We start from the raw sequence: 14,484 nt of genomic DNA on the forward strand, positions 1-14,484 counted from the left end.
TCGCATATTTCATTGCTCCCGTTCCGCCAGAAGCTGTTACAGTGATGATACCATTGGCCGCTCCGTTACAAGTTACTGGTGTTGGTACAGCTGTTGCTGTAACTGGCACTAAAGGTTCTGTAATAGTTACAATATCTGTAGAAACCACATTACAATCCCCGCTATCTACTCGAACTTTATAGGTTCCTGCAGGCAATTGGGTAAAATTACCAGGCGTGGTTTGTACTGGAGTGAAGCCTAATGCACCACCAACACCATCTAATAAAGTATAGACATAATTTCCTAAACCACCGGTTGCGTTAGCTACAATCACTCCATTGGCATCCCCTTTACAGTTAATTTTAGCGTTTTCACTATTTATATCAACCTTCAAAGTAGGCAAGGGTTCTATCGTGATGTCGTTAGAAACCACACTAGTACAACCATTTGCATCACGCACATAGTAACGGTAGGTGCCTACTGGTACAGTGAAAGTTATCGAATTACCACCCATCGCTACAAAACCAGATGTTGGACTTGTACTGTATTGATACGCTCCTGTTCCACCCGTAGCGCGTAAAGTTATCGTGGATAAAGTAAGACACGTTTGGGTCGTAGTCAATACCAAAGTAGGCACAACCTCTGTTGGCTCAGTAATCACAATCGGAGTGGTAGACGTCGTACCACAACCCCAGCCATCAGTTACTGTTACGGTGTACGTTCCTGCGCCTAAATTAGTAAACACTGGATCTGCTTGTGGCCCTGAACTAATCCTTGGCGTTACCGATGTCGTATTCAAGGTGTACAAGTAATTCGTGCCTTGTCCGCCTGTTGGAGCACTTACAGTTATGGTTGCAGAGGTATCTCCTTTACAAGTCAACAAAGTAGTGCTTGGTATAGCGTTAAAAGCTATTGGCGTTGGATTACTCAAATCAACTGTAGTGAACACTTCACATCCTCTTGAATCTCTCACTTTCACTACATAATTTCCAGCGATTAAGCCATTGAAGTCACTTACAGATGACCATGAAGTAACCACAGTAGCACCTCTTTCTAATTGGAACTCATAACCTCCTGGCCATCCACCAGAAGCAGTAGCCGATATTGAACCATCATTATTACCTGTTACACAAGTAATGGCAGTAAACGATTTATCTATCGCTAATGCAACATTTGGTCCTGTAATCGTGAAGTTTTTGCTTACGGTACAGAAAGGCGTATTGGTCAAAGTAGCCGTGATGGTATACGTTCCTGCGGCTAAATTAGTCAAGTTAATTGGTCCTGCTGAAGTAGCATTACCTGTACTAGGTGAAGGCCCAATTATGGTATAAGTAAACGCCCCTGCTTGATTTGGACTAGCTGCTGTAATCACCCTATCGATTAAAGTCACTTTAGCACTTCCGTCGGCACCTCCAAGGCATTTTACATCAACCACATTATCGATAGTCAAGTCGAAGGTGTTGGGTTCGTTTACGTAGTGTACGCCAATGATTTCGCAATTGGTCAATAGGTTTTTAACCGTAATAAAATAATTACCTACTGGTAAGTTAGAAAAATTACCTGTTTTATTGGTTTGTTTAGGATATAATGTTCCTTGTGTTCCAGTTGAGGCATCAATATCTACCAAAGAATATTCTAAATCCGTTGCTCCTGTACCTATTGTTGTTGCTGAAACCGTAATGTTTTCAGATAAAAGACAAGTAATCGGACGCGTAACATTTACATTCACTTTATCCAATTGTACATAAGGAGCAATGATAATTGGAGTGGTAGACGTTCCCTTACATCCTTTATTGTCATACACATTTACAATATAAGAACCTCCTGAAAAATCCTCTTCAATATAAATAGGATTGTCACTTTTTTGAACAGGAATAGGATTACCTACTTTAATAAATTCATATTGTAAATAGGTATTTGAACCACCTGTTACTCCAGTAACTGTAATGGTTGCTAAGTTGCCTGCGTTTCCAGCAGTACAACCAAATGGAACTACAGTTGGAGTTGGTACCAAAATTGGATCAGGTTCATCAACAACTATGGTTTCAGGTACTGAACAACCTCTACCTGAAGTAACCGTTACAATATACGTCCCTGCTTTCAAACCACTGAATAATGGAGAATCTTGTTTTGGTCTAATAACTGGGTTATTACCCACTGTAGTTGAACCTGTTAAAGCATAGGTATAAATTGGGTTATTATTTACAGTCAACGTTGGCGTAGTCATGTTAACTGTAATCGTTCCATCTGATCCTCCATTACAAGTTACTGGAGTAGCAACTGGAACAAAATCTATGGCGGTATTAGGCAATAACATAATCACGTCTACCGATTTAACACAACCTGTTGTGATATCTCTTACATAGAAAGTATAAGGAGTAGCACTTGCTGCCAAACCACCAAATACATTTGAAGAGCCATAAGTAGTACCATCATTACTATATTGATAATTCGCTGGAATAGATCCTCCACTAGCTGTTAGGGTCACTACACCGTCTGCATTTAAGCAAGTAGATAAAGTGGTAACATCTGCTTGTAATTGTAATGGTTCAAAAATCGTTACTGGAGTAGCAGTCTGATTTTTACAACCATTAGCATCTCTTACCCAAATAGTATAATTGCCAGGAGCAGTTACAGTTAATGAAGACGGTGTTTGGAAACTATTACCATCCAAACTATATTCTAAAGTACCAACACCGCCTGCACCCGCTGCAATGATTGTATAACCCGTTGGAGACGGACATTGACTAGCAGCACTTGCTGTAACTGTTGGTGCTGGATCTAATGAAATAGTTACCGTTTTCATTTCCGTACATCCGTTAGCATCTTTTACCCAAACCTCAACCGTTTCCGTTGATGGTGCTATTTGAGTAGTGGCAAATGTTGCCGTATTTAAAGGCTTAAAATCACCAGCTGGTGGTAATGCTCCTGTGCCATTGCGTACAAAAACATACGTATAATCTCGTTTGCCACCAGAAATTTTAGTATCATCAACAGTAACTACTGCCCCTGTGGTGTTACAATTTTGATTTTTAACAGTAACAAAAGGACCAGACAAATCTAAAGCCGCTGGCTCTGTAATGATAACAGTATTAGACGATTTTATACAACTTGGATACGCTGTTTGAGTAACCACTACAGTGTAATTATTTCCTGCAACCAAACCATGAGGGAGTACCAATGGATTAGTTGTTGTATTTCCTGTACCTGTAAAACCAGTAGTTACAGCACCGTTGAAAATTTCATATGTATAAGGACCTGTGTAGTTGCCAATATTAATTTCAATAGCACCTGTTGCATTCGTAGCACAATCTACATTCGCAGCAACACTAGCCGTTAGGGTCATGGTATTGAATACTGGAACGGTATACGCATTTGAAATAATACTACAACCTGTTGTATTGTCCGTTATTTTAAATTCATAAAAACTTCCTATTGATGTAGCAGGATAAGTGAATGAAGTAGCACCAGCGGTAATTGGTGTTAGCGCACCATAAGCTCCTCCATCAATAGCAACTTGATAACTGAAATTTGTAGGTGTTGCACCACCCGTAATCGCTACATTAATAATTTCTGTAGGCGTGTTACAATCTGCTCGAGTACCTAAAGTAGCTTTAGCTGAAATTAATTTAGGGAATGGTGCGATTGGAACTACGATATCGTCAGTACAACCATTCGCGTCTTTAGTATAAAACTTTACACTTGGAGCACTTGTGTCTATGACATCAAAGGCATACTTGTTATCAGCAGGAATGCTATTACTTGGGAAATAATGGATGCCGTCAGCACTAAAACTGTAGTTACCAGCACCACCGGCTGCACTAACAGTTACAACCGTTACGTTTGGTGTATTGGTTGGAGAACAAGTAAAGGCAGATATAGAAGCCAAAGAAGCAACAACTGGAGTTGGGTTAATAATATCCTCTGAATCATTGAAAAGACATAGTTTAGCATCTCTTACAATATAGTTGACTGTTCCCGCAGCAAGTCCAGTAAATTCATTAGAATCTTGCCAATTCGCTCCTCCATCAATACTATACTTATAAGGCAGCACCCCTAAAGTAGCATTAATTTTGATAGAACCATCTGCTACGCCTACACAAGTTGGTTGCGTTACTGTAGCAGTTGCAGTTGGAATGACTTTAACAGCGATATCTACAACCGTGCTTTCAACTGTACAATTATTTAAATCTGTAATTCTAAATTGATAAGTACCCGCTGTAGTGACAGGGTATGTTAATACTCTAACGTCATTAGCAAAATTAACCGGAGCTAAATATGGAGCACCATCAATAGACACTTCATATCTAAAATCAGGTGTAGCATCCGATGCAGTAAATAATCCATCTGATACCGTCACTGTAATTAATCCATCTGGCGAAGTCGTACAATCCAGCTCTTTGGTACGCTCTGCAATTACAGATAATTTTTTATGTAATGTTAAAGCTGGACTATTAGAAGGACAACCATTGGCATCGTATACAATAATATTTTGAGGTCCTGAACTCAATCCAGAAACAGTATAAGGGAAAGATCCCACATTTTGTGGGGACGCACCATTAACTGAAATAGTATAAGGACCTACTCCTGGTGAAGTTAAATCTACTTCAACTGAGTAAGCACCTTCTACAGCACAATTATCTATAACTGATAAAGCGATAACTGGTGAAGGATCTTTAATCAAATCGATTGTAGCAGGTGTAACTTTTATACATCCATTAGCATCTTTAGCATAAACCAAATAACTCCCCGCTGCTACATTAAAAGTACTAGTTGTATCCCATGCTGGATCTGATGCTGTTGGAGCAGCAGAAGTTGAAGGTAAAATAATATAACGATAAGTACCTGCACCGTCTTTGGCTAATGCATTAATAATACCTAGCTGATTACAATTTTCATTTTTAATCACAGAAGCTGAAACAGACAAATCAACAGATGATTCTTTTATTTCAAAAATTTTAGAAGCTGATTTACATCCATTAAAGGAACCTGTACCATTTTCAATAAATCTAATATAGTAGCTTCCAGGAGCTAATGTTCCTGCTATTGGTGAAAAATTCGCTACGGTAACCGGAGTTCCAAATGTAACCGGTACATTAAATGATGATCCAACAGCAACATTAGAAAAAGAAGTATATAACTGATAATCTATTGAAGTTGTTGTCGCATCAAAATTATCAATTGTAAAAGTAACTTTTCCATCATTATTCCCTTTACAAGTAACATTTTTTGGAGTTACAGTTGAAGTAAGCGTTGATGCTGGTGCAATTGGTTGATCTGCACTTTTAACATAATAACAAAGTGTAGTTAAATCATGTACTACAAAAGTGTAAGTTACGCCTGGTGTAAGATTTGTAAAAGTTTTTGTATCACCTCCAACAACATCTGGAGTATACCATGTAGTAGTATACGGAGAAGTATTAGTTTCTAAAATACCGAATTCATAATTACCACTCCCGACTACTGATATAGCTTTAACTATTGCAGTTCCTCCAGTTGTACAATTCGAACTAAGTGTTGTAACGTTAATATCTAAATCCTCTGGTGGTGATGCTATTGTAATTTGTTTACTTAAAGAACAACCATTCGCATCAACAACATTTACAGTATATACACCAAAATTAATAACTGTAAAAATATGGTCTTCTCTTCCTGTAGTTGATGCAGTATAAGGATTACCTGCAATTACGTCACCAAAATTATTGGTAATAAAATATCTAAATGGAGCCGCCGAAGTTGCTGTACCTCCTTGGACATTTAATACCTTAATTTCTCCTAGACTTGTCCCTCCTGGGTTATTACATGTTATATCTTTCTTGTCTAAAACAAATGTAATAGCGTCAGGTTGATCAATTACAATTGGTGTTGGATATGTAAAAGTACAATCTTTATTATCTTTTACTGTGATAGTGTAAGTGCCAGCTATAAGTCCAGTAAATTGATTAGAATTTTGATAAGTGATGCCATCAATACTATATTTAAAAGGTCCCACTCCTTTGCTTGGATCAATGGTTACTTCTATGATACCTGTTGCGTCGCCATTACATTTAATAGACTGTTTTTCTGCAAGATTCAAAATTACAGGATATACAATAGGACTGATAACTACATTATTAGTTTCAGCAGTACAAGCTGTAGGTAAATTAGAATCTGTAATTCTAAATTTATAAGTTCCTGCTACACTTGTTGTAAATACATTTCCAACTATAGTTGCAGGAGCTACTGGTGCTCCATATAGCCCTCCATTAAATGATACTTCGTAATTATAAGCGGGTTTTCCTCCAAATGCATCAATTCTAATTGTGGCGTTTGGTGTAGTTGTACAATCTAATTCTTTAGTTCTAACTGCAGCTGCTGTTAAAACTTCATTTACTGTTACAACTACCGGAGCAGTACAACCTAAAGCATCTCGTACTGTAATAGTATAGGTACCCGGTGCAACGGTAAATGTATCAGCTGGACTTGGGACTACACCTGTATTTATTGAATAGGTATAGGCTCCAGAACCTCCTGTTGCCGCAGCTACAATTTGGAATGAACTTCCTGTGGCAGTACATTGTCCATTTACTGTTGCACTAACAGAAAGTGTCGTATAAGGTGCAATGGTAAATGTGTCAGTAATTGTACACCCGTTACCACTCAAATCAGTTACAGCTATAGTATATAATCCCGATTGAGTCAAATTGGCAAAAATAGCGCTAGTTTGTGGTCCAACCACTGTGGTGCCATCAGGTAATGTTAAAGTATATCTATTAGAACCCCATCCACCAGTAGTATTGATGGTTACACTTGCTCTAGTGAGAGGATTACAAGTAAATGGAGAAATAGTTGGAGCGTTAAAAGATAAAGCTACACTTGGCGCATCCACTTTTAAAACTTTTGTAGCCTTACACTCCGTACTAGGATTAGTTACGGTTAACGTATACGTATCTGCCGCCAAACCTATGTAGTCAATTACATTTCCTGTTTGTGTAGATTGTGCAATTGGGACTACAACATTAAGACTGTTTCTAAGTTCATAAGTAAATGTTCCAGCATTGCCAGAAACAGTGAATTTTAATTTTCCGTCCGTAGCTGTTTTACAAGTAACATTGGCTACTAATGAACCATTTACAATAACTGGCAATACATCTTTTACAGTATACGTTCCCGTAACCGAGCAATTATTTTCATCGGTCACTTTAAAAGCATAAGTAGTACCTGAGGCACCTGCTGTTAATCCTGTAAAAATACCCGTCGTTGCACCACTAACATTAATAATTGCAGCAGCTGGAGCCGTAATTTCATATTTCAAATTACCTTTTCCTCCTGTTACACTAATAGTAACCTCACTTGTTAGTTCTGTTGACTTACAAGTAATAGGTTTTTCTGTAAAATCAAGTTTTGTTGGTGGTGTCAAAGCATCAATCACCATAGCTGGAGAAGAAGTAAGTGAACATCCTTTGGCATCAGTAGCCGTTACGGTATAACTTCCTGCTACAGTCAAATTAGGGAAAATTCCAGTGGTATTGGTAGCTACTGTTGTAGCGCCTCTTCTTAACACATAGGTAAATCCTCCATTTCCATTCGAAGCCGAAGCAGTAATGGTAGCGTTAGTCGTACAAGTATAAGGGGTTGTTATACTAGCTGAAAGCGTTATTGGAGTAGGTTCAAAAACTACAGCTGTACCATCATAAATACATCCTTTGTTGTCTCTGATTTGATATGGGTATGACGTTCCAGCCACAGATCCAGACAATGAACCATAGGTTACTGCACCAGAAAATCCTAAATTATTAAAATTATAAGTAAAAGGAGCCACTCCGGTAAGTGCTTGCAATGTCACACTACCGTTATTTAATGTCTCACAAGTTTCGTTAGTTACTACTGCATTACCCGTCACAGCAACTTTTGCATTGATAGTGGCAGAAGTAGTGGTTTTACAACCAATAGCATCCGTAATTTCAAATTGGTAAGTACCTGATACACCCGTAGTATAGGTAAAAGTAGTAGCAGTCCCTACAGGTCCAGCAAGTGTTCCTGTTGTTTGTCCTGAGGTTAAAACCACCGTAAATGGTGCCGTACCGCCAGAAATGGTTCCTGTAATCACAGCATCTGGAGATCCTGGCGCAACATCGCAATCCAAATCAGTAGTTACCGAAGCATTCGCGGTTACTTTAGCATTAATTACTTGTTGCGTTGTATCAAAAGAACAACCATTACTATCGGTTACTCTAAAGACATAATTACCTGTTACAGCAGCCGTATGGGTAAATGATGGTGTTGTAAACGTAGCACTAGAAGCACTAAAAGTTCCACCGTTTAAACTGGTTTGGTAGCTGTAAGGTGCTACACCTCCAGTAATTGCCACGTTAATCTTCGCACCAGTAGTTGGATCAAAACACATCGCTGTGCTAGGAACAACTGCTGCGGATATCGCTGGTACAGCAGTTACAGATACGCCCACTCCCACAGGGTTTGAACAGCTGTTCGCATCTTTTACAAAAACGGTATAATTCCCCGCAAGAACATTGGTAAACACTCCTCCATTATTAGTGAAAGGCACAATTACTACAGCCCCTTGACGCAGTTCATATTGATACGCTGGTGTTCCCCCACCAGCAACAGCCGTGATGGTAGCACCGGTAGTACAAGTCGCTTTCTTTGTTTCTGAAGCACTTAGCGTCAAAGTTGGAGGCGCACTAATCGTAACATCAAATGGTTTAGAACAAGTCGTCACTGTAGCACCTACAGGCCGTACTACAACTTTGTATAAAGCTGCGCCCAAAGAGGTAAGCTTTACAGGAGAAGTAGTAGAAGTTTGCCAGGTAACACCGTTATCTTTAGAATATTCAAATCCTTTAATCGGGTCAAAATTTTGAGCAGCAATGGTAATTTCTCCATTGCTTTCACCATTACAGGTCACGCTTTTGTTGCCTGAAATTTGTGAAGTAAAAGCTTTTCCTGTAGGCACTACAATAGTAAAGTCTTTTGTAGTAGTACAAGTTCTAGGGAGTTGAAATACTTTGATGTCATCAATAGCTACATCGTTACCACTGGTTTGTCTGACATTGGAACGTACAATAAACTTAAGTGTTGTATTCGATTTAGGATCTAAGGTAATAGCAGTTTTAGGATAATATTCCCATTGTTCTGATTTAGGGATGTTACCAGTATTGTACCAGGAAATTTCGGTTCCCGTAGCATCAACTAAAGCCACTCTCAAATCTGGATCAAATATATTAAAGCCTTTCTTTACTAAGTTAATCGCAAAGAACTCAAACGTTATGGGCTGATTTGGAATGATATTATTAATGACTTTTTCGTATAAAATTTCAGTTACTGGTATTTCGCTACCAATGTTTACCACCAAACACCTTCCCTTTGGTGTTGGAGGTACTGTTGGAGGCGTGTGATCTCCAGGTTGTAACCATGCTCCAAAAGGCGCAACAATTCTTGCCGTTACTGAATAATCTCCGTCATTTATGGCAAAACTTCCTCTACATTGTGTAGCTGCTACTTGTCTTTCGAAGCAATAATATGTAGCATTCATCCCTGGAGAAGTAGTGTCGTCTCCATATCCGAAGTTTTCATACAACAAATTACTAAAAGTAGGTACTGTATTCAATTTATAGTCTACTTTAATAGCGTGTGAACCAGGAGATACATTCAGGAATACATTACTTGGAACATTCGTGTTTTTTGTGCCATCCAAATAATAATCATAAGTATAGGTGGAACCGCCTGGGTTAGTCACAGTAACGGTACTCGTTGCCGTACCATCACAATTAAAATCTACTGGTGTATTCACATCTATCTGTGGAGCCGCCGGTTCTGGATCAATGGTCACCGAAGCGCTAAAAATACAGCCGTTAGCATCTTTTACATACAAAGTGTAAGTCCCTGGAGCTTTATAAGCATCATTTACTGTGATCCAAGTCGCCTGATTGTCAAAACTGTATTGGTAAGGCGCGACTCCTCCTTGAGGGTTGGTGATACGGACTCTACCTTCGCGACCTGGACCACAACCAGCCAATTCAGATACCCCCATCGAAGCCGTTACCGCTTCTGCAGGTTGGGTAATAATAATATTCGGTCTTGTTTCAAAACAATCTACACCACTCAAGCTGTATTTTAACACAGGAGTATAGGTTCCTGGTGGTAGATTAGAAAAAGTACCGTTAGTCACATAATTCACCCCATTGTTGATACTGTAAGCTAGTGTGTAGCCATTTGCATTGGTAACATTAAATTTAATCTCACCCGTATTGGCACCATAACATAAAATGTTAGTGCTTGTTAATGAGAAATTAGGTTTAGGATTCGCATTGATGGTTATGGGTGGAATATTAAATTCACAATTATTTTTATCCACGACTTTGATAGCGTAAGTACCCGCAGTGGTAATGACAATTTTAGGATCGGTTTGGCCTGTTGTGGATCCGTTAACATAATAATAAAAGGGAGCCGTACCATTACTTGGCGTAACCGTAATTTCACCATTAGTACAAGTTAAGGGTTTGGTGATTGCTGGGGATGCGGTTAAGGCAGCTGGGGAAATAATTTTAGCCACTCCATTGTAGCTACAGCCGTCTAAAGTGCTTACCGTGTAGGTATAATCTCCGGCATCTTTATTCGTAAATTCATATTCTGAAGCCGTACTATTAATTACCTTTTCAATAGAAGTTCCTCCTTTAAACAATTCGTAAGTGTATTGTGCGCCGTTATAAGCTGTTCCATAAACCTTTATACTTCCTTTGGAATTATGACACAACGGTTGTGTGATGAAAGGCGCTATAGGATTAAAGTCAATTTTATATATCTGGATGCCACTTACTTCAAAAATACAAGGATTAGTAACTACGCCCACTTGTCTAATGTAAACTGTGTACGTACCAGCAGTAGCAATGCTAAAAGTATTACTGGACTGATATCCTGAAGTTTTAGTCAAACTATATTCGTATCCTGCCCCAACACCATTGATGGTAATGCTTCCATTATTCCCACAAATCATATCTTTTTTGGTAGCAGTAGGGTTTAGTGGGTTTTTATATACATTAAAGTAAAAACGACTAAAACATCCCCCAAAATAAATAGACACCCTATATTGTCCCGAAGCATTAGCTGTAAAAGTGTTACCATCAGGAGCAGCCGTTGTCCAAGTACAGGTCGGACTTACATTGGCACATAAGTCTGATAAATTGGGGTCTGGTAAACAAGTAGTGGTTTCCCATGTTATCTTTGTAGCTCCTAAACTAGATAAATCAAGCAGCTTACTGGCTGATTGGCCACACAAGAAAATTTTAGGCAATACACTACCATCATTCACACACTGATCAATTAAGCCTGTCGCTGGATTTTTGTTATCGGCATACTGAATTAAAGGATTTGCAGGTTTCGCAGCGTAGTCTGCTACAGTAATTATTTCCTCTAAATCGACACATGGTGGTGTTGCCGTATTTTTTACATAGTACTTTCCTGGTTTTGTAACCGTAAGCGTTTGAGAAGTACCGATTACCGGAGTTCCCGTAGGGCTCGTTGACCAAGAATAAGAAGCATATCCCCCAGTAGCTGAAATGGTTAGGTTATCACCACACAAGACATCATTCCTTTTTTTACAATCGTCTACACCTACCAAAAAGTTAGTCGATTCAGGCACACTAATGGTACAAGCCGAAAAGGAAGCATAACTGTCCTCTCCAAAGCCTAATCCACCATTGGTATTGATTTGACCTGTATATTTGGATCTGGCAGTGTTCTTTATAATGTTGTTACAAGGCTCAGCCAAATTGGCACAAGTAGGTACAACTTGCACTTTAAAACGAATCGGTACACTTTTACTACCATTTTTTAACACTAAATTATCCGGGACGGTAAATGTAATGGTTCTGGTTGCAGCATTATAAGTATGGGTGACTCCCGTGGGTACTTGCTCAATATCAGTTGGATAAACAAAATTCGTATTCGCTGGTAATACATCGGTAATGGTAAAATTCTTGGCATTATCGTTGCCAACATTCTGAAATTGCAACTCATATTTCAAAATAGCTCCTAATCCTACGGGAGTATTATTGGCTGGATTCCCTGCTCCATCTTTTACCGCTTTGGTCAAAATAATCTTTGGCTCAATAATTTCAACAGCAATAGCATTAAAATAATAAAAGTAAACGTCTTGCGTACTTCCCAAAGTTATTTTGGCGGAAGTTACGTTGTTGCCTATTGCGGAATTATTGTCGTTTTTTATAGTAATGATTCCCGTATCATACCCCAAAGTATTGCTACTCGCAGGAGTACGATTGGGTGAGGTAAAATCGGCTGTCGCTTTCGTAACTGGATCAATGTAAGTGATCGAGCTATTAAAAAAATTGTTACTACTACGCAATGTAGTTCCTGTAGAAGTAGCGGCACTTTGCGAAATACTATTAATCTGCAAGTAATCACCAGAAATTGCTTTATCCCCTTCTAAGGCCGCAAAAGCAAAACTAGCATTTACAGGGCCTGCAGGGATGGTTCTGAAACCTGTAACATTGATATCCAAAGTAGTTGCTCCTCCAATCCCACTAAAACCATCATAAGAAGTAATAGAACGTGCGGGCAAATTAGGATCTTCATAAACAATATACAACGACCAACCGGCAGATAATCCCGTGCTTCCATTTTTACCAACACTCGACAAAACATTGGCAACAGTATACGTTCCATTAGCATTGGCTAAAGGTTGTACTAAAGAAGTAACATCTGCATAACAGGCATAAGGTCTGTTTTTACTTGCTCCAATTCCATCAGTCTGATTAATCGCATCATAAATTAATTGCCCTGTTATGGTATTATATCCCCCTACTGGAGTTTTGAATTTGATAGTAGTAAATTTCGTTCTATCCAATGAGTTATCACCATCTCTAATAATCGCCGACCAATACAAAGCTGCATAGGCTATCTTATAACAAGGAGTCCCAGGAGCATTAGAATTAGGAATGGTCAATACAGCACTACTGGAACTAAAGGTACTAGCATCTCCATCAATATCCACATATTGCATATCAACATCTGAATTATACACTCCATTATCATTGAAATCATTATTGTTCACACTCAGGATATTATTCCCAATCAACAATTGATCCCCTTTTACATTCCTGTCAAATCGAATATCGAAAGATTTTAAATTTTGTCCATAAGATGAATGAGTCATAAAAAACAAAATTCCTACCAAAGCAAAGGCATGGGATAGGAATCGATTTTTCATTTTGTTAATCACCGGATTTGTGATAATAAATTTGGCAAGAAGCAACGATAAGTTCATGGAAAAAGGGCATAAATCATCCAAAGATAACATTTGTAAAATAGTAGGTTTCTTCATGGTTTTGGTATTGCATTAAAATCTTCATACTAATTTTTTTGGGGCAGGAATCAGCATAAAAGAATATGGTATTTATAATTTAGTTCTTAAATTTAATTTTTTCATCACTGTTTTTTCAAGACTTAAAATCTACCTCCTAGTAAGATTCAAGCTCATTCTATCGTTTTAATTCTCTACTTTAATTATGGCCATTTTACTTGTAAACGGTTGTTTGCCTTTATTCACCATTTCTCCTTGAGCTTCTTGAATGGTCTCGAACTTAGTCGCATATATATAGTAGCTACTAGTGCTAGCGTCATAGAAAAACGAAACATTACGTTGTCCCGAAGCTACCATTTGTGCTAAGAATTTATCACGTTTTGCTACATCTTTATGAACCGCTAACACCACATAGAAAGCACTTTCAGTATTGGCCACACGTTTCATAATTTGCATGTTCGATTGTTCTTCACCAAAATCAAAATCACTTTCTTTAAGCGGAGTCGAACTAACTTTAGTCGTTTCCTTAATGCGTTTCAACGTGGCTTGATCTTGAGCATAACGGTCCGTGTCGTTTAATGAATTTGCTCGTTTGATTCTACGTTTTTTCTCTATCTCTACCGCAACTTTAATATTATCTAACGTTTGTAACAATTTATTATTACTTTGTATACTAGTTACTTGTTCTGCTTTTAATTGATCTATAGATTTTAAATAGCTTACACTTAAAGCATCTGTAGGACTTGCTCCTTTTTTGATGCGTTCATCATACAAGTTTTTAATTCTACTGAGGTTATCTTCTTGCATTTTATTCAATGCTGCGATTTGAGATTTCAAAGATTCAATGGCGGCATTATCATTAGAAGAACTCTTAATTTCCTGAGGCTCTTTAACAATACCTTGCTCGCTTAAATCATTTTCTTCTTTCATTTCTCTTAACTCCTTCGCTTTATTGGCTACTTTTTGATCCAATTGCGCAATCAGAGATTTCTGCATTTTGCCCGATTCTTCGGCTTGTTTAGCCAAATTATCAATTGCTTTAGCACTTTCGTCTTTAACCACAGGAACTATCGCAGCGGCAGCGGCTACTTTCGCTAAACGAATTTTTTCTGCCTCAGCATCCGCTTTTGCTTTAGCATCCGCAGCTATTCTTTCTTGACGAAGACGCTCGGCTTCTGCATCGGCTT

Annotated in this window: 1 protein-coding gene and 1 pseudogene; both read right to left on the reverse strand. The window is 38.4% G+C overall.

The genetic code is table 11. The annotated features are described in order from the left end of the window. On the reverse strand, positions 1–13,318 hold a 13,318-nt coding region (locus FLB_RS05165), incomplete at its 3' end, for a SprB repeat-containing protein (RefSeq protein WP_064714908.1). Positions 13,319–13,483: 165 nt separating this feature from the next. After that, positions 13,484–14,484, reverse strand: a pseudogene (locus tag FLB_RS14350) (hypothetical protein); the annotation flags it as partial.

Source organism: Flavobacterium succinicans (genome assembly GCF_001662485.1).
Taxonomy (GTDB): Bacteria; Bacteroidota; Bacteroidia; order Flavobacteriales; family Flavobacteriaceae; genus Flavobacterium; species Flavobacterium succinicans_A.